Source organism: Streptomyces sp. NPDC006923, from assembly GCF_040635655.1.
GTDB lineage: Bacteria > Actinomycetota > Actinomycetes > Streptomycetales > Streptomycetaceae > Streptomyces.
The window spans coordinates 120258-138602 of record NZ_JBEYIF010000002.1 but is presented as its reverse complement, the minus strand read 5'-3'; the positions used below and the strand labels follow the sequence as shown (position 1 = coordinate 138602).

At 69.4% G+C, this 18345-nt stretch carries 12 protein-coding genes and 1 pseudogene; 7 read left to right on the top strand and 6 right to left on the bottom strand.

Going from position 1 to position 18345, the window contains the following annotated elements; all coding sequences use genetic code 11:
- Positions 1 to 86 precede the first annotated feature (86 nt).
- Both ABZ707_RS04020 and ABZ707_RS04015 read right to left on the bottom strand, forming a co-directional pair.
- Positions 87 to 1373 (bottom strand): beta-ketoacyl synthase N-terminal-like domain-containing protein, encoded by a 1287-nt coding sequence (locus ABZ707_RS04020; protein ID WP_360167328.1) that lies wholly within the window; start codon positions 1371 to 1373, stop codon positions 87 to 89.
- Positions 1374 to 1552: 179 nt separating this feature from the next.
- A complete protein-coding gene (locus tag ABZ707_RS04015) occupies positions 1553 to 1762 on the bottom strand; it encodes a DUF5988 family protein (RefSeq protein WP_360167325.1) in 210 nt (69 codons plus the stop codon).
- Positions 1763 to 3314: 1552 nt separating this feature from the next.
- Here ABZ707_RS04015 and ABZ707_RS04010 point away from each other — a divergent pair.
- Positions 3315 to 4412, top strand: a complete 1098-nt coding sequence (locus ABZ707_RS04010) for an IPT/TIG domain-containing protein (RefSeq protein WP_360167322.1) — start codon at positions 3315 to 3317, stop codon at positions 4410 to 4412.
- 884 nt (positions 4413 to 5296) lie between these two features.
- Here ABZ707_RS04010 and ABZ707_RS04005 read toward each other — a convergent pair.
- Together ABZ707_RS04005 and ABZ707_RS04000 are read right to left on the bottom strand one after the other, a co-directional pair.
- Positions 5297 to 5830 carry an ATP-binding protein gene (locus ABZ707_RS04005; protein ID WP_360167319.1) on the bottom strand — a complete coding sequence of 178 codons (534 nt, stop codon included), beginning with the start codon at positions 5828 to 5830 and terminating at the stop codon, positions 5297 to 5299.
- A 928-nt stretch (positions 5831 to 6758) separates the two neighbouring features.
- The gene (locus ABZ707_RS04000) at positions 6759 to 7337 is read right to left on the bottom strand and encodes a dihydrofolate reductase family protein (RefSeq protein ID WP_360167316.1); all 579 of its coding nucleotides are present in this window, start codon (positions 7335 to 7337) and stop codon (positions 6759 to 6761) included.
- Positions 7338 to 7654: 317 nt separating this feature from the next.
- Here ABZ707_RS04000 and ABZ707_RS03995 point away from each other — a divergent pair, with 317 nt between their 5' ends.
- On the top strand, positions 7655 to 9991 hold the full coding sequence (locus ABZ707_RS03995; protein WP_360167313.1) for an FUSC family protein: 2337 nt from the start codon (positions 7655 to 7657) through the stop codon (positions 9989 to 9991).
- Between the two features lie 57 nt (positions 9992 to 10048).
- Here ABZ707_RS03995 and budA read toward each other — a convergent pair whose 3' ends face one another.
- The gene (budA, locus tag ABZ707_RS03990) at positions 10049 to 10861 is read right to left on the bottom strand and encodes an acetolactate decarboxylase (RefSeq protein WP_360167310.1); all 813 of its coding nucleotides are present in this window, start codon (positions 10859 to 10861) and stop codon (positions 10049 to 10051) included.
- A 31-nt stretch (positions 10862 to 10892) separates the two neighbouring features.
- The gene (locus ABZ707_RS03985; protein ID WP_360167307.1) at positions 10893 to 11135 is read right to left on the bottom strand and encodes a thiamine pyrophosphate-dependent enzyme; all 243 of its coding nucleotides are present in this window, start codon (positions 11133 to 11135) and stop codon (positions 10893 to 10895) included.
- Positions 11136 to 11343: 208 nt separating this feature from the next.
- Here ABZ707_RS03985 and ABZ707_RS03980 point away from each other — a divergent pair.
- The 5 genes and pseudogenes from ABZ707_RS03980 to ABZ707_RS03960 all read left to right on the top strand — a co-directional run.
- A pseudogene (locus ABZ707_RS03980) lies at positions 11344 to 11490 on the top strand (DUF3626 domain-containing protein); the annotation flags it as partial.
- Between the two features lie 366 nt (positions 11491 to 11856).
- On the top strand, positions 11857 to 13170 hold the full coding sequence (locus ABZ707_RS03975) for a M14 family zinc carboxypeptidase (protein ID WP_360167304.1): 1314 nt from the start codon (positions 11857 to 11859) through the stop codon (positions 13168 to 13170).
- Positions 13170 to 14312 (top strand): ThiF family adenylyltransferase, encoded by a 1143-nt coding sequence (locus ABZ707_RS03970; protein ID WP_360167301.1) that lies wholly within the window; start codon positions 13170 to 13172, stop codon positions 14310 to 14312. The genes ABZ707_RS03975 and ABZ707_RS03970 overlap by 1 nt, the downstream gene beginning before the upstream one ends.
- 344 nt (positions 14313 to 14656) lie before the next feature.
- On the top strand, positions 14657 to 15982 hold the full coding sequence (locus tag ABZ707_RS03965; RefSeq protein WP_360167298.1) for a YncE family protein: 1326 nt from the start codon (positions 14657 to 14659) through the stop codon (positions 15980 to 15982).
- Between the two features lie 836 nt (positions 15983 to 16818).
- On the top strand, positions 16819 to 18345 hold a 1527-nt coding region (locus tag ABZ707_RS03960; protein ID WP_360167295.1), incomplete at its 3' end, for an Ig-like domain repeat protein.

Genomic DNA, 18345 nt, shown 5'->3' with positions numbered 1-18345 from the left:
AGGTACGGGCGCCCGTACGGACGGGGATGGTCCGTACGGGCAGCAGGGCGGCCGCTGAGGTGGGCTGAGAGTCGTGGAGCCGGGGCTCAGACGTCCGGGCTGCCCAGGAGAATGGCGCTCTTCACCCCGCCGACCTGATAGTTGAAACTCAGCGCGTAGTCGAAGTCGAGAGGCCGGGTGCGCACCCCGGGAACGGGGTCGAAGGTCAGGTTGTCCGCCGGCTCCTCGCAGTTCGCGGTGGGACACACCTCGCCGTGCTCCATCATGAGCAGCGTCAGAGCCACCCCGAGACAGCCGGCCGGTGCGCCGTTGTGGCCGAAGCAGCCTTCCTGGGAGGACATCAGCAGGTCGCGTGCGCCGGATCCGTACAGTTCCGTCACGGCGTTCTCCTCGAAGGCGGTGACCACCACATTGCCGTCGCTGCCGCCGTGCACGTAGGGCACCTGGTCGATCCCCACCCGGTCGCCGAGACAGCGGCGGACGGCGGCCACCAGCTCGCTGCCCGTCTCCTCACAGGCCAGCGGATTGGCCAGGCCGTCCCGGGTGGTGGCCTGGTTGAGCACCTGGCCGTACAGGTGGGCGCCGCGCCGGGCCGCGTGCTCCCGGCTCTCCATGACGATGGTCACCGAGCCCTCGCCGTGGTTGATGCAGTCGGCACGACGGTCGTACGGCCGCATCAGGGAGTCGAAGGACGGCAGCAGCGAGGGCATGTCGTCGGACCTGATGGCCTCGTAGGTGTTCTGCGCGCCGCGCAGCAGATTCTGGATGTTGCGGATCAGCTTGACGCTGAAGACGTCGACGCCGGTCACAACGGCGATGTCGACCTCGCCGGCGGCGATCATCCGCCGGGCGATACCGATCTGCACGGCGGACGACGCGCAACCGCACGACACCGTGAAGTTGGGGCCCTTCGAGCAGGTCAGCGCTCCCTGCACCAGTGCGACGTCGGACGGGGTGATGGCCTGTTCCGCGGCGATGAAGAGTTCCATCGCCTCCGCCGCCCGGATGGTCTCGGGATCGGCCCGCAGCACGGAGAGATAGCTGTCGATGTTGGCGTCGACACCGCCGCGCCCGACCAGGATCGCCGCGTCGCCCAGATCCCCCGAGCGGGGGTCCAACTCGGCGTCCGCGCACGCTTCCACCAGGGACACCAGTCCGAACCGGTGCGCCGCGGTGTAGTGCCGGGAGAAGAACGGCGGGATGCCGGGGAGGCGTTCGTCGAACATCGCGTCCGAGAGGTCCACGGAGCCGAAGTAGACATCGTCCTTCATGAGGCAGGACGCGCCCCGGGAGGCGACGTTCCACAGGTCGTCCGCGGTGAAGACGGGGCGGCCGCCCTGGCCGGGAAGACAGAACCCGATACCGGTGACCACGGCATCCCTGCCCCGCGAGCCTGCTCGGGGGCCGCCGGCGGTGGTCACGACACACCTGCGTGCGACAGAGGAGTCATCATTGTTGATCCTTTCCGGATCAGTCGGTTGCGCCGGCTCGTGAGCCCGCCGTGTGTGCCGAGGCGGAAAATCAGCCGGGGCGGGCGGCTTGCGAGCCGTGCCTATTCGGCGATGTACGTGCGGTAGCACCAGCGGTAGACGGGGAGCACTTCTCCGTCGAATTCGGCGTAGCGATGTGCGAACTCGAAATGCTCATATCCGTTTCCGCTGAGAATCTTGACCTTCTCGCCGTTGTTCAGCGATTCCGCTTCCCAGGTCAACGGAGTGCCCTTCGGGCCTTCGCTGAGCATTACTCGCATCCGTTGATTCATGACACTCTCCCTCATTGAATCGGTATTCGAAGCGGAAAGGGTCGCGGTGCGGAGCTGAATCGCCGCCCCTGTTCCCACTTGCGGTGGCGGGGAATCAATCGAAAATTCGGAGAATTCCCCGGCGGACGGTTCGCTGCCCCGGCCGGGCCTGAGGCGCTTGCGTGATCCGGCCGGAGCCGGTGCGCGGGAGCTCCGGACGACGCCGGTCGCGGACCCCGGAAGTCCGGTGGCGAGGCTCCGCGGCGCAAGGGTCTCGGGGGCCGGCCCCGCCGCTGTCGTGGACTCCGACGCGTGAGCGAGTCCGGAGCGGCGCGAGTACTGGGACGCTTCCGGCGGCGGTGTCCGTCGCGGTGAGCCTGTCGACCAGCGCTTTTGTACGGGGTGGCGGCGTGACGTCCTGGCGGCTGTGGGGCCTGCGGCCGCTTCTGCTGCCGGAAACCAGAACCCGATGAGGGATTGGGTGATAGGGGAAGCTCGCATGATGCCCCTTGACGGGTGATGCGAGCTACCGCTTCCTCACCGAGGGGCCGCCGATGGCGACAGGGCGATCTCAATGCTGCTGCTCGCAATTCGACTGGGCAGCTCTACGATGGATCGTCGGTTGCCGTCGCCCCCCGGAGAGGAGGGCAGCCCACCGGTTTGGATTAAGTACCGTTGTCCCACGGAGTAGTCCGGGCCGCAATGGATCCGTAGCGTATTCACCCGGATGGCGCAATTCGCCGAATTGGCAAATTCGTGCCCCGGATTCTGCAAATTTCGAAAATCCGATCTGATCAAGGTCGGCTTACGCCTCGGATATTTCCGCCGTCCCGGGCAGCCGACGGGACGAAGAAACTCGCGCGGTCGGCCCGGGGCGGAGCGACGGCTCGCCGGGGCCGCCTTTTCCGCCGCCGGTGTGTCCCAGAGCATCGGCTCGGGCCGGGCTCCTGGCGGACACTCGGCCCGCGCCGCGGCCGGGCCACCCGAGGGCCGCCGTGAGCAGGGGCGGGCACCTGGCGGGGGGACAACCCGGGGGAGCCGGCTCCTGGTTGCGCCAATCGGGTGACTAACCGTCATGGGGGTTGATGTTGCCGCGTTGTTCGGTGTTACTGGAGAGCGTTGAACCGGTGGGCCGCCCGTCCCTCTCCGGGGAGCTCAGCAGTCGGCCCGCCCGTTTCGGCCCTCCCCACAGCAAGCAGGGCTTCGGCGAGCAGACCACTGCACCGCGGTGGGATCCCCGGGAATCAGGCCCCATCAGCCGGTGTTCGCTTGCGGCACCGGCCGGTGAAGCGGCCCGCCTGCTCAAAGCCGCACGATGGTGCGCACAATGAGGCCGAGCCCGTCGGCCACTGTCCTCAGTCGAATCCCTCCCGGTACGGCAGGCCGTATCACCACACGGCTCTGACCCGGCCGGATTCCCCGCCCAAGAGGGCCCGCCCTGCCCTCTGCCGTGCCCGACCCCCGTGGGTCGAAGACATGGCCTTCGCCCGGGCGGCGCATCACTGATCGCGGCCAGCCCACGCACGGACCGCACGGTCCGGCGTTCAGAGTCACTCTCGCAGGAGGACCCATCATGGCAACACCCGTGCTCAACTTCGACCAGTCACGCTCGCTCTTCCCGTTCCCCTTCGGACCGTTGCTGCTCGTGCTGACGCCGAACTCGGGACCGACGACGGGCGGGAACCCGGTACAGCTCTTCGGGGTGGGCCTCAACGGCACGACCAGCGTCCTGTTCGGCACCACACCGGCCACCATCATCGCGGCGGACCCGCTGGGCCTGACCGTCACGGTCCTTGCCCCGCCGCACGCCCCGGGCGTGGTGCCGGTCACCGCGACCGGCAGCAGGGGCACCAGTAACCCGGTGTCCTACATCTATGTGGGCCCGACCCCGCCGCCCACTCCCCCCACCGCCGCCACCATCGCGCCGGCCACCGGCCCGACGGCCGGCGGTACCACCTTCGTGATCACTGGTACCAACCTGACCGGTGCCACGGTCACGGTGGGCGGTGTTCCCGCCACGGTGCTGGGCGTTGACGCGACCGGGACCCAGCTGTTCGGTGTGACTCCGGCCGGTGTGGCCGGAAACGCTCCGGTCGTCGTGACGACGGCGTCGGGTACCGCGACTGTCCCGGGTGGGTTCACCTACACGGGCGCGGCTGTGCCTCCCACCGCCACCACCATCGTGCCGGCCACCGGCCCGGTCGCCGGTGGTACCGCGTTCGTGATCACTGGTACCAACCTGACCGGTGCCACGGTCACCGTGGGTGGCGCTCCGGCCACGGTGCTGGGCGTCAACGCGGGCGGGACCCAGTTGTTCGGTGTGACTCCGGCCGGTGTGGCCGGAAACGCCGCGGTCGTCGTGACGACACCCGCGGGTGCCGCGACTGTCCCGGGTGGGTTCACCTACACGGGTGCGCTCCTGCCCACCGCCGTCAGTATCGTCCCGGCCACCGGCCCGGTCGCCGGCGGTGGCGCGTTCGTGATCACTGGTACCAACCTGACCGGTGCCACGGTCACCGTGGGCGGCGTTCCGGCCACGGTGCTGGCGATTGACCCGAGCGGCACCCAGCTGTTCGGTGTCGCGCCGGCCGGTGTGCTCGGAAACGCCGCGGTCGTCGTGACGACACCCGCAGGTGCCGCGACCGTCGCGGGCGGGTACACCTTCGTCTGATCCATCCCCGTCACCGCTCCGCTGCCGCCCGCGTCGCCACGCCGGTGAGCAAGAGCTGTGATCACCGCCGCCGGCCTGCGGAATCCTCCGCAGGCCGGTGGCGTGCGTGCGTGTCCGGTGTACAACGCGGCGGCGACCGGCGGGCGTTGCCAGCCTCCCCGGCCACCCGACCGAGCCCTGACGGAGCCCTGGTGGCCGACGGCAACGCGGCGGAGTGCTTGTCCCGCACGGCGCCTACGGGGAACGCGGCGCATACGGGGAACGCGGCGACTCCGGCCGTATGCGCGTGACCGGCCGCCGTTGTGGCTGCGGTCTGTTGACCCGTACCGTGCCGTCGCGAACGGATGGGCGGTGCGTACCTGCGGCCTCGCCGGGAGGCACGGCAGGAGTGAAGCGGGTACGGGGGGGCCCGGCGGGGGAGAGGGCCGGTCACCGGGCGGCCTGCCTCAGGCATCGGACCCGGGTGCGAGGGCTCCGTAAGGCCGTTGCGACACCGGCCGTCGTGACACCGGCCGTCGTGACACCGGCCGTCGTGACACCGGCCGTCGTGACACCGGTCGTCGTGACACCGGTCGTCGTGACACCGGCCGTCGTGACACCGGCCGTTGCGACAGCGAGCGCTGCGGCAGGGGAGCTTGAAAAAAAACGGGCCCTGAGGAAAGGGCCCGGAGAATCATTACTTCGGTGACCCGCTGGACGGATCCGGCGGCGCGGACCCCGTACCGGGGTGCGTGCCGGGCCGAAGATGATGGCGACATGTGCCGCCGGAGGCGCGGGGGATCAACTCGACGGTCTCGGCTCAGGGCCCCGGCGGGCCCGAACGGTGAGGACGTGGCCCCGCCCTTATGCGCGGCGGGCCTGACCGCCCCCCGACCGGGGGCAGTTCACCGCGAGGTGCTCGCTGTCCGCTGTCGCGGGGCCTGAGCGGTCACTTGTACACAGGCCCAGACCGTGCGGCCGCCGTCGGCCTCCAGCCGCATTCCCAACTCCTGCACGGATTGTGCGACCAGCGCCAGGCCACGGCCGTGCTCGTTCGCGTGCCGGGCGCGATGCGGGTGCGCGGCCACCGACGCGCCGCCTTCGTCGTGTACTTCCACGAGGAGCCGGTCACCGGTCTTCCGTAAATGGCCGGTGATCCAGACGCTGTTCGTGTGGAGGATGGCGTTGGTCATCAGCTCCGAGAGTACGAGCGAGACCGCGTACCGGACGCCTTCGTCCGTGATGTCCTGGGAATCCATCCATGAGCCGGCGAGATGGCGGCAGATCGGCACCACCCGCTCCAGCGTCGGCACGCTGAACGACGCCGGACGTCCCTTGGGCCAGTCGTGGGCCAGGGCGCGAGCGGCCGTGTCGGGCCACCGCTCGACCTCTCTCGGGGACAGTGTGATCTGCACTCTCGCCCGTGTGGTGGGCAGCATGGCTCTTCCTCTCGTCGTGGGTCGTACGCGGATGACGGGAAGCGGGTGTCGGCTCCCGGACGTGACGCGGGACAGCCCGGCGTGTCACACAGGCGCGCTCGCACGCCGAGGATCACCGTGTGAGGCTCCGGGTGGGCAGGCGCTGCGACAGGTACGAGGTGGTGCGGCCACTGCCCGCGACGGGCTCCGCCGCGGTCGACAGCGGTACGGAGAGGGCAGTCCGGCGTGCGCGGAGCGTGAGGCGGGGCCGTGGCGGTGGAGGCCGCCTGCGGGAGAGGGGCCGGGGAGGGGCCACCGCCGGCCCCGGAAGATGAAGCGGTGCGGCGAGGGGCGCCGGATCCGGTGCCTCGGCTGTCCTCGCCTCGCGGGCTCGCGATCGCCGGCCCGGGAGCAGGGGCAGCGGCGACGGCGGATCGGGAGGTGCGGGAAGCTCGCATGGTGTCCCCAATAAGAGGTCACATGAGCCGCCGTACCAGTCGGCACCGTTTTACCGGCGCCGACTGGCAATCCAAACCCCTCCCACGGGAGTGCCCATCGTGACAGGGACCAACCCGCGCCTATTGCAGGATTTCGCCTGATAGGTGCGGGATATGTACGCTGCCACTCCCCCGGAGAGGGTGGGCGGCCCACCGGTTTGGATAATGACAGTTATCCTCTGGTGCGCATATGACAGCAACAAAATCACGGGTACACCACCCGAATGGCGCAGTTGTCGCAATTTATCCATCATTGCTGCCAACGCTATTGCCTGATATTCACGCGAACGGCGTTCTCGGCGGGGTGTTCTGTCGATGAGTCGGCTCATGGCGTGGCCTCTACCGGCGCGCTGAACCGTCCCTGGTCCCCGGCCCGCGGTGGGCGGCGCCTGTCCCGGTCGTCCCGGCGGACACCACAACGGCGAACGGTGGCACGGCAGTTGCCGCAGTCGTCAGGGCTGCGAGTCGGCCGTCCTGCGCTGGTAACGGAGGAGCACGACACCGTTGCCGAAGGTCCGGCTCTCGGCGAGCCGGAGCCCGACCGGAGAGTCCGAGTCCCTGAACAGGCGTTTGCCTCGGCCGAGGAGGATGGGATTGACGTAGAGACGGTACTCGTCGATCAGGTCGTGCCGCATGAAGGACGCGGCGAGGTCGGCGCCGCCCAGCGCCAGGTCTCCACCCGGCCGCGCCTTGAGCGCCAGGATCTCCTCGACGACGACATCCCGCATGAGAGTGGTGTTCCAGTCGGCGCGCACCAGGGTCCTGGAGAAGACGATCTTCGGCATGTTCCGCCAGATCTCGGCGAACTCGGCCACCGGACCCGCGTTTGACGGGTCGGAGTCGGCCGTCGGCCAGAACTGGGCCATCAGCTCATGAGTGACACGCCCGCTCAGGAAGGCTCCCATCGGTTTGAGCTGCTCGTTGAAGTGGCTGTGCAACTCGTTGTCGACCATATGCCAGTCGATCTGGCGCTGGGGTCCCTCGACAAAGCCGTCAAGAGACACCGACAGGGACAGGACGATCTTCCTCATGGGCGATCCTCAGCGAAGTCGCGGCGTCGGGATTTCACCGTATCGCGGGGGCGTGGCCCTGATCCCCGAAAGTATGAGGGCGGCCCGGTCTTCGGCCATCGGGACGACGCCCTGGGGCGGAGCACGCGACGTGATGCCATTCTATGAATGTGCTGGATTTTCAGTGCCGCAGGTATTTCCATACGTAAATCCCGATGATGTCCACCACTGGCCGCGTGCCGCGCGAGCCGGCCGTTCCGGCTCACCGGCGTGGCCCGCCCCGCCAGAACGAACCAGCCTGACCGGCTGAGCCCGTACCGGTCGCGAGGAGCCGCCTCATGACCCTCCTGCGGTGGCTGCGCACGCGGGACGCCGATCTCACCGCGCTGCGCCGGGCCGGGCGCGCCGCGATCGTCATGCCCGGCGTCTTCGCCCTGGCCGGGGAGCTCATCGGCGATCCGACGCTCGCCATCTTCTCGGCGTTCGGTGCGCTCGCCACACTGCTCTTCGTCGACTTCGGCGGCTCGATGCGGGAAAGGCTGGCGGCGCAGGCCTGGCTGGTGCTCGCCGGTGCGGTGCTGGTCTGTCTCGGCACCCTGGCCTCGCAGACGGTGTGGCTGGCCGCGGTGGTCACCCTCTTCGTCTCCTTCCTGGTGCTGTTCTCCGGCGTTGTCAGTTCGGTGCTGGCGAGCTCAGCGACCGCGCTGCTGGTCAGTTTTGTACTCCCGGTGACCCTGCCGGGACCGGTCGGTTCGATCCCGGAGCGTGTCCTGGGCTGGCTGCTGGCCGGCGCGGTGTCCATGGTGGCCATTGGTGTCCTGTGGCCCGCGCCCACCCGCGAGCCGCTGCGCGTGGCCACGGCCAGGACCTGTGAGCTGCTCGCGCGGCGGCTGCGCGCGGAGGCGGAGTGCACACTCGGTGGCTTCGGTCCGGACCGTCGCGCGGCCCTCGGCGTGGGGGTCGAAGAGGCCGCCGCCTCGGTCGCGGCGCTGCGCGAGTCGTTCTTCGGCACGCCCTACCGCCCCACGGGGCTGACAACCGGCACACGCACACTCGTACGTCTGATCGACCAGGTGTTGCAGCTCGACGCGATCCTCGAACGGACACCGGTCGACCAGCGGCCGGGACGGACCGAGCCAGCGGTGTGCGATGTGAAAACGGCCGCCGCGGACCTGCTTGAGCGGAGCGCCGACCAACTCCGCTCGGCCGCCGGAGACCCCACCGAGCTGGACGCCGGGACGCGCCGGCTGCGCGACGCACGCGAGACCATGGAGCGTACGGTGACCACCGCCCTCCCCGCCCGTCACGCTCCCGTCCCCGGCGAAGAGACCCCGGAGGCCGCGGTCGCCGGGTTCGTCAGCTCGCTGGAGCCGAGTTTTCGGGCTCAGGAGATGAGCTTCGTGGCCTCCGCCATCGCCGCGCACGTCGACCTCGTCGTCGCGGCACGGCGCCGGACCTGGTGGCAGCGCGCCCTGGGCCGCGAACCGGCGGGCGTCTCGTCCCGGCTGTCGTTCGCGCAGGAGAGCGCGGGCGCCCATGTCGAGCGTCATTCGGTCTGGCTGCACAACAGTGTGCGCGGCGCGACCGCGCTCGGGCTCGCGGTGCTGGTGGCCGGGCTGACCGGTGTGCAGCATTCGTTCTGGGTGGTGTTCGGCACGCTGGCCGTACTGCGCTCCAACGCCCTGATGACCGGCCAGAACGCGGTGCGCGGGCTGTTCGGAAGCGTGGCCGGCTTTGTCATCGGTGGTGGCCTGGTCTATCTCATCGGCGCGAACACCACAGCGCTGTGGCTGCTGCTCCCGCCGGCCGTCCTCTTCGCGGGCCTCGCGCCGGCCGTCATCTCCTTCGCCGCCGGGCAGGCCGGTTTCACCGCCACCCTGCTGATCCTTTACAACATCATCGAGCCGGCGGGCTGGGGGATCGGGCTCGTCCGGCTGGAGGACGTCGCGATCGGCTGCGCGGTGAGCCTACTGGCCGGCGCGCTGTTCTGGCCGCGCGGAGCGGGATCGGCATTGGGCCAGGCGCTCGCCGAGGCCTTCTACGAGAGCGCTCACCGCCTGCGCGCCGCGATCGCGTACGGGGTGACCCGGTGCGACGCACTCGTACCCGCCGCTCCCACACCGCGCGAGGAAGGCCGGCGCGCGGCGGCGGCGTCCCGGAGGCTCGACGACGCCTTCCGCGGATTCCTCGCCGAGCGCGGCACCAAGCACGTGCCCCTCGCGGATGTGACCTCCCTGGTCAACGCGGTCGCGGTGCTCCAGCTCACCGCCGACGCCATCCTCGATCTCTGGAGACGCGACAGCGGCGCGCCGACGGGCGACCGGACCGCGGCACGCGCCGAGATCCTCGCGGCCGGCACACTGCTCGTCGCCTGGTACGAGGAGACGGCCTGGGCACTGGCGGGCTCCGGCTCCGTGCCCGACCGGCTCCCGCACGACACGGCGGCGGACCGCCGTCTGGTCGATGCCGTCCGGCGCGACCTCAGCGGCGAGGACGGGCGGGGCACCGCGACGGCGGTCAAGATGATCTGGACCGCCGATCACATCGACGCGGCCCGGCGGCTGCAGGCGGGGATCCTCGCGCCCGCGCGAGCGGCTGCCGCCATGCAGAGCCTGCGCAGGGCGCGGACACGGCGGGGCGGCCTGTCCCGGTCACCATCAGCCATGTCCGAATAGGACGAGCGGCGTGGGTGCGCCCCGAGCGACTGCGCCCCGACCGCGCTCGGAGATCCCTCAGCCGCCGCCTTCCGCCTGACGGATCTGGTCCGCGATATCGCCCACCGACAGGCTGGCGTCGAGGAACTTCCCGGACCGGGGAAGGCTCAGATGGAGCTCGGAGGCGGTGCTGATGGTGATGTCACCCCGGTCCATCCGGAAGTCGAGGGAGTGCCCGCCTCGTGTGTGGTCGCTGTTGAGGAAGTGCAGGTGATAGCCGGCCACCGAGACGCCCTGTTCGTAGTCGGGCATGCGGAACCCGGCCAGGGTCCCCGTCACATCGGTGAAATCGGTCTCCGCCTGCCCCTTGGTCGCCTCGGTCAGCGGCTCGTACGGCGGGGTCTGCGCCATGACGGTACGCGTACGCATCGTGCTGAATGTCCCGGTGATCCGGACGGCGTAGACGAGGTTCTCGCTGAGGATCGACTCGTCGATGAGCGCGAGGGCGTCGGCACGGCTGCCGCCGTGCGTGACCGGGAGGGTGGTGTCGGGCCAGAAGTGGGTGACGGCGGCGAACGGTGTGCGGTCGGACGCGGCGGCGACGGTCGCGCTGCCGTCGGCCCGCAGGTGGTAGCAGGTGCCGTCGAGGACGACCATCTCGCCGTCGAGGTGATTGAACGTGCCGAGGCCGAAGTCGCCGTGGGTGAGTATCTCGGCGATCGTGACATCTCCGTCGTAGACACCGTCGAGCAGCGCCCCCATGGTCGAGGACTGATAGACCTCCCGGGCCTTTTCCGCGCTGTAGCCGGACCCGCTGCCGCCGAGACGACGGGCGATCATGTTTCCGGCCCAGTGCCGGAACCGGTCGGTGGCGGTCTCGGATGCGGTCATGTCCTTCTGCCTCCTCCCTGTCGGAGCCGGTTCATTCGAACGGGTCCTGGTGCAGGTCGGCCGCGGGGTCGGTGGTGTGGCGGTAGTCGACCGGCACATTGATGAGGGAGGAGCCGTCCTCGGACAGCGCCTGGCGCAGCGCCGCGCCGAACTCGTCCTCCGCCCCGACACGACAGCCGTGGGCTCCGAAGGTCTCGGCGTATGCGACGGTGTCGTGGTCGCCGAGTTGCACGCCCGACTTCCGCCCGTACGTGAGCACCTCCTGGAAGCCCACCAGGTGGCAGCGGGAGGCGGCTGAGAAATATGTACATATTGACCATTCGGTAAGTTTTCGCCATCAAGTCTCCCAGCTCTGAGCCGACCTCGCCTGGTGGAGAGGAGATCGGCCCTGCACTCGGCACCGGCTCAGTGCTCGGCGGCGGTCCCTCATCTGCGCCGGAATGCGTGTGCACCTGTTGATCGGCTTGGGGAAGACTGCGCGAATGAGCTCCGAAGCCTCCCAGACACCGCAGGAACGGGCCCTTCGTCATGTCGCCACACTGGCGTCGGGCCCCTCGATGGACCCGGCGCTGCGAGTGACCCTCAACTTCCACCCCGACCGTCCGCTGCACGGCAAGCCGATCCTGGACGAGGCCGTACTCGATGGCCCTCATTGAAGGGCTGGTCCCGGCCGGAGAGGCATGTCAGGGGGCGACCTGTCGCGGCCGGCCGCACCGTATCTCGCGTCGCCGCACGGACGGAAGCTCTGGGCCGGTTCTCGCCAACTGTGCCGTCGCCCGTCCGCAGTGTTGACGCACTTCAAGTGTGTGACGGACCATCACAATGGGTGCACAGCAGGAGAGTTGGGCCCCGTGATGTCGAAGGAGCGGTTCATGAGCGGAGCGGCCAAGAACGACAGCGCATCACACCCCAAGCTTGCGGCGATCAAGATGCGGCGTCTTGATCGGAGAGAGACCACAGGCGACAGCAACTCCACCGGTTCCTGAGCGGGCGTTGTGCCGGGCCGTTATCTCACCGTCGACGAACTGACCTCACGTGCCGAGCGCCTGGCGGCCACGCAGCCGGACCGGGTGGTGCTGCGCCGGATCGGGGTGTCACGGGCCGGGGAGCCCATCCGGTCGCTCTCCGTCGGGCGGGGGAGCCGGCACGTGCTGGTGGTCGCGGGTCCGCACGCCAACGAGCCGGTCGGCGGTGTCACGGCGCTGCGACTGGCACGCTATCTGGCGCGGGCCGGACGACCGGACGGGTTCAGCTACACGGCCGATACGACCTGGCACTTCGTTCTCTGTCTCGACCCTGATGGGGCCCGCCGCAACGAGCGGTGGCTCAAGGGACCGATGACCTTCGTCCACCACTACCGGCACTTCTACCGTCCCGGTTTCGCCGGGCAGCCCGAGTGGCTGCCCGGGGAGTCCGGGGCGGTGCCGATGCCGGAGACCCGCGCCCTCCTCGACCTCCAGGACGAGCTGCGTCCGTTTCTGCAGTGCTCGCTGCACGGAGTCGACGTGGGCGGCAGCTTCGTCCAGCTCACCCGTGGTCTGCCGGGTATGGCCGACGAGCTGGTGCGGTCCGCCGGTGACCTCCGGATACCGGTCGAGCTGGGGCCGTACGACGCCTTCTTCTGGCCGAGTCCCGGCCCGGGTGTTTATGACATGCCGCAGCCGGAGGAGACCGATCAGTTCGACTCACTGCCCGCGTCCGCCGCCGCGTCCACCTGGTTCCATCCGCATCGCTACGGCACGTTCACCGCCGTCGTCGAAGCCCCGATGTGGGGCGCCGACGAGGTCGGTGACACGGCCCCGCATCCCGACCCGGGGGCCGCCCTGGAGGCCATCAGCCGGGGCCTCCGACAGGACGCGCTGCTGCTCGACGGACTGGTCGAGCGGATTCGTCCGGGGCTGCTCGCCGCCGCCGCGCCGCTGCTCGCCCCGGTCGACGAGTATCTCGCCGTGTGTCCGGGACTGGCGGAGGAATGGGCTCCGGGCACGGCCGGCACCCTGCCGCCGTTGAACCGGGCGCGCGTCATGTCGCTCCGGATCGCCGCCCGGCGGCTTGTCGTGCGCACGGCGGGGTTGCTGAGCCAACTGCTCGCACCGGACGCTCCGTATGTCCGTCAGGATTTCGCGCCGGTGGACACGGTCAGGGAGACCCTCGACCGGTTCCTCGTACAGCGGTGCGACGCCTTCGAGGCCGACTGCCGTGTCCGCTGGATCCCGGTCCATGACCAGGTAGAACATCAGTTCAGAGTGGTGCTGGCCGCCGCGGAACTGACCGGCCGGCTCAGTGGGGCGAAGGTGGTACGGGCGTGATGCCCGAGGGACCTGAGGTGCCGCTGTCCGGATTACGGCTCCCACGGGTGAAGCCCGAACACCGGGCCTATCGCACCGTGGACGGCAATGTGCGGATCGGAAGCGTGGTGTACGGCATCGGTGCCGAGGTCGCCGACCCCGACGGCTGGATCTGGACCCTGACCGAGACCCTCGACGGTACGCGCGGCCCGCTCGACGCGGTCACCGAGGTGCTCACCCGGCACCCCGGTCTGGAACAGGGCCTGGTCACGCAGGCCATGCGCGATCTGTACGAGGCCGGATTCCTGGAGGACGCGGGAGCCGAACTGCCTGAGGGGCTCACCGGAGAGGACCACGTACGGTACAGCCGCGGTGTGACACTGCTGCGCTGGATGGACCTGTCGCCGCGCCCGACGACATGGGAACTCCAGGCGCGGCTGCGATCGGCCCGGGTCCTGCTGCTCGGGCTCGGCGGCACCGGCGGATTCGCCGCGCAGGGGCTGGTGGCGTCGGGCGTGGGACGCATGCACTGTGTGGACGGCGATGTCGTGGAGCTGTCCAATCTCAACCGGCAGCCGCTCTACCGGGAGAGCGACATCGGCCGGCCCAAGGCGGAGGCGGCGGCCGAGGCCCTGCGCGCGCTCGACTCGCGGGCGGCGCTGACCACGGAACGCCGCGAGGTGCGCGGCGCCGACGACCTCGCGGCACTGCTCGCACCCGGGTACGACCTGCTGCTGCTCTGCGCCGACCGCCCGCCGGAGGTACGCCGCTGGGCGAACCGGGTCTGCCTGGCCACCGGGACGCCCTGGCTCGACGCCGGCTACCGCGGCCCGCTGGTCACGGTCGGAGTACACGTCCCCGGGCGGGGGGCGTGCTGGGAGTGCCACCGCGCCGGCGATGTCGACCGGCGCGATCTGCGCCTCGCCGCGGGCCAGGACGAGGAGGTCGCCTCACCCCGGATGGACTGGAACCCCGTCAACGCGGTGACCGCCGGGCTCTCCGGCCATCTGCTCACCCATGCGGCGCTCGCGCTGCTGACGGGCGTACCCCGGATGGAGCCCGGTTTCCGCTTCGGCCTCAACCTGATGACGCTCGCCGAGCCCGTGGAGGAGCGCTACGGCCGCCGGGCGGACTGTCCCGCGTGCGGTACGCCGCCGGGATAGCGCGCCCCCGGGCGCATGATTCCGGCGCCGGTGCCACCGCGCACCCACCGTCCAACACTGAGGTACCGCAGGTCACTTGCGCACGTTAGGCCGGCACCGGCCGGGGTGGGCCCCCAGCGGCAGAAAGCGTCCCTCGCCTCCGACGACCCGGGGAAGCGTGGCACAACCCGGGGCGGAACGTGCGTCCTTCTGGCCGAACATCCGTGGCGAGCGCCGAAAGATGATCACAGGATGGCTGCTGACGACGGATCGAGCCGCCAGGACGAAGGCGGCTCGCTGCGCCGTTTCGCATCCTTGCCCGCGGCTCCCACCAGGAGCCACATCACAGCCTGTCAGGAGACGGTATGCCTCTCGCCCAAAACGTGCCGCAGGAGTCCAAAACCCCGGAGTGGAGGCTCCACAAGGCACGGGGCCGACGACGGGGAACATGGGCGGTGGGACTCGCGGCGGTGCTGTTCGCCGGTCCTCTGCTCGGCACCGCTTCGCCCGCCTGGGCCGAATCGGCCGCACCCACGAGTGATTCGACGGAGCTGCTGCAAGAGGCCGGTCGAAGCAAGTTCGGGGACGACGGCAAATTCAGACACCCGATCTTCGTGGTCAATCAGGGATCGAACAACGTGTCGGTGCTCAATGCCCGCAGAAACGTCGTGACCAGGAACATCCCTGTCGGAAGGAGCCCGTTCGGAATCGCCATCGACAGTCGTCACCGACGTGCGTACGTGGTCAATCACGGCGCCAACAGTGTGTCCGTGATCAATACCGGCAGGCACAGGAACGCCGTCGCCGCCACCATCCCGGTCGGCAACGGTCCGTTCGGAATCGCCGTCGACACCCGCCGTAACCGTGCCTATGTGACGAACGAGGTCTCCGGGACCGTGTCGGTGATCAATACCGCCACCAACCGGGTGACCGCCACCGTCGCCGTCGGCGGCAACCCGTTCGCGGTCGCCGTGGACCACGCACGCAACCGCGCCTATGTCACCAACATCCAGTCCGGCACGGTGTCGGTGATCGCGACCAATACCAATACGGTGACGGGCACCATCCCCGTCGGCAGCACTCCCGTCGGAGTGGCCGTGGACCGGGGCCGGGCGTACGTGACCAACCAGGGCTCCAACAACGTGTCCGTGATCAATACGGCCAGGAACCTCGTGTTCGCCACCATCCCGGTCGGCAGGTCTCCGTTCGGGGTGGCGATCGACACCCGGCGCCACCGCGCCTATGTCGCCAACCAGGGCTCGGCCAGTGTCTCGGTGATCAGGACGTCCACCAACAGGGTGACGGGCACCGTGCGCGTCGGCACCGCCCCTGTCGGAGTCGCCGTGGACGAAAGGAGCGAGCGCGCCTATGTGTCCAACCTTCTCTCCAACAATGTGTCAGTGATCAATACGGTCAGGAACCGGGTGGTCGCCACACCTCGCGTGGGCATCGGCCCGGCCGGAGTGGCGATCGACTGCGGGCCGTGCTCCGCGGTCAACCGCAGCAGTGGTGACGACGTCGCCGAGTCGCAGCTCGCCGCCACCCCGGCCCAAGGGCAGTCCGCGGCGGCCGCTCCGGTCCAGGCGCCGTCCGCGGCAGCGGCCGCCCCGGTGCAGGCGCCGTCCGCCGCGGCTTCCGCCCCGGCGCCGCTCGCGGCCGGCGAGGCGCAGGCCGGAGCAGCTCAGCGCTGACCGGCGACAGCCGTAGACCGGTTCGCAACCACCAGCAGGACCGGGCCCGTTGCCATCAGGGCCCAGGACATTCCGTCGGCCCCGTGCTGAGGCCGGCGGTCGCAGGACAGGCCCGCCGGACAGGGGGGATCCCGGGCCGACAGCGGCCCGCCCGCTGAGGCGGCTCCTTCACACAAGTGCCCCGGCCACCGTTCACCAGGACGCTGTTGGTCAATCCGGGTCCGACTCCGCCCCGCCGATCACTGGATCGGCGGGGCGGAGTGCTGTGAAGTGGCTGATCCGGGTGCGGACGTGCGGGGCGCCTGAGGGCCCCTCATGCGGTGCCCCTGCCCGTGGTGCCCTTGGTGCGGAGGGCTCCGCCGACGCGCCGACGCCCGGGGCACCGGGGCGGCGCCGGCATTCCCTGGTGGCCCTGCCTCTCGTAACGACGCGGGGCCATGAATCAAACTTTCGGTGCGATGAATCCATTCGGGTGATATTCACGTCCTTCCGCTGTGCTGGATTCGGTGAGGGTGGGTTAATCGTGGTACTGGACCTGACGAGGCGCCCATCCTCCGCTGGGGACTGACGATTGCCCGCTGACCCGTAGTGGTCAGCGGCAATACCTGATGGGCGCTCTCCTTGGAATTCCGGCAAGTTCCCCATGTTTCGTGTGCGTTGGCCGCACCGGGTACGGCCGATTTCCCAGCAGCTCCCGTCTAGACCGGATGGATCTAGATCGCGAGGGGTACCTCATGGACCAGAGTTTTCAGCCGAAGTGGCGTCAGCTACTCGGCCTTGCATGGCGCGGGAAAACTCGCGCGAATGCGGTCGCCTTGCTGGATACGACCGTACCGGTGGGAAATTTCCCGACCGATGTCGCGATCACGCCGGACGGCCTTCGGGCCTATGTGGCCAACTCCGGCGACAACACGGTCAGCGTCATCGACACCGCCACGAACACGGTCACCGCCACCATCCCCGTGGGCAGTGCGCCGTTCGGCGTCGCGGCCACTCCGGACGGGCTGCGGGTCTATGTGACGAACAGCGGTGACGACACGGTCAGTGTCATCAGCACCGTCACCAACACGGTCACCGCCACCATCCCCGTGGGATCGGTCCCCCTCGAAGTGACGATCACCCCGGACGGCCTCGTCGCCTATGTGGCGAACTCCGGTGGCAACACGGTCAGTGTCATCAGCACCGCCACGAACACGGTCACCGCAACCATCCCCGTCGGCGCGACCCCCTTCGGCACCGGGATCAGTCCGGACGGCCTCGTCGCCTATGTGACGAACTCCGGTGACAGCACGGTCAGTGTCATCAGCACCGCGACGAACACGGTCACCGCCACCATCCCGGTTGGTACCGCGCCGCTCGATGTGGCGGTCACCCCGAACGGGCTCTTCGCCTATGTGGCCAACTCCGGTGACGACACCGTCAGTGTCATCAGTACCGCGACCAACACGGTCACGACCACCATCCCGGTCGGTACCACACCGTTCGGCGTGGGCATTTCCCCTGACGGCCTCCGGGTCGTGGTGAGCAACGAGAACGACGACACGATCAGTTTCATCAGCACCACGACGAACACCGTGATCTCCACCAGTCCGGTCGGTGCGACGCCGATCGGACTGGCGATCACCCCGGACGGCCTGAACGCCTATGTGGTGAACAACGGGGACAACACCGTCACCGTTGTCGCGATCGCTGCCCTCACCACCACGACGACCCTGACCTCGGCGCCGGACCCGTCGGTGTTCGGTCAGACGAAGATCCTGACCGCCACCGTCAGCTCCGCCGCCGGCACTCCGACCGGGACAGTCGACTTCTTCGACGGTGCGACACTCCTCGGTACGAGTCCGCTCGTCGCCGGTGTGGCGACGCTGTCGGTGTCGACCCTCAGTGTGGGCGTGCACAGTCTGACCGCGGTCTACAGCGGTGACGCCACCTTCGACGGTTCGACGTCACCGGTGGATATCCAGACCGTGACGGCTGCTGGTACGACGACGACTCTGACGTCGGCGCCTGATCCTTCATCGTTTGGGCAGGCGGTGACTCTGACGGCGACGGTGGCCCCGGTGCCTCCGGGGAGTGGGACTCCGACCGGGACGGTCAGCTTCTTCGACGGTGCGACGCTATTGGGTACGAGTCCGCTTGTCGCCGGTGTGGCGACGCTGTCGGTGTCGACCCTCAGTGTGGGCGTGCACAGTCTGACGGCGGTGTACAGCGGTGACGTCAACTTTGGTGGTTCGACGTCACCGGTGGATACCCAGACGGTTGTGGGTGCTGGTACGACGACGACGTTGACGTCGGCGCCTGATCCGTCGTTCTTTGGTCAGGCGGTGACGTTGACGGCGACGGTGGCTCCGGTGCCGCCGGCG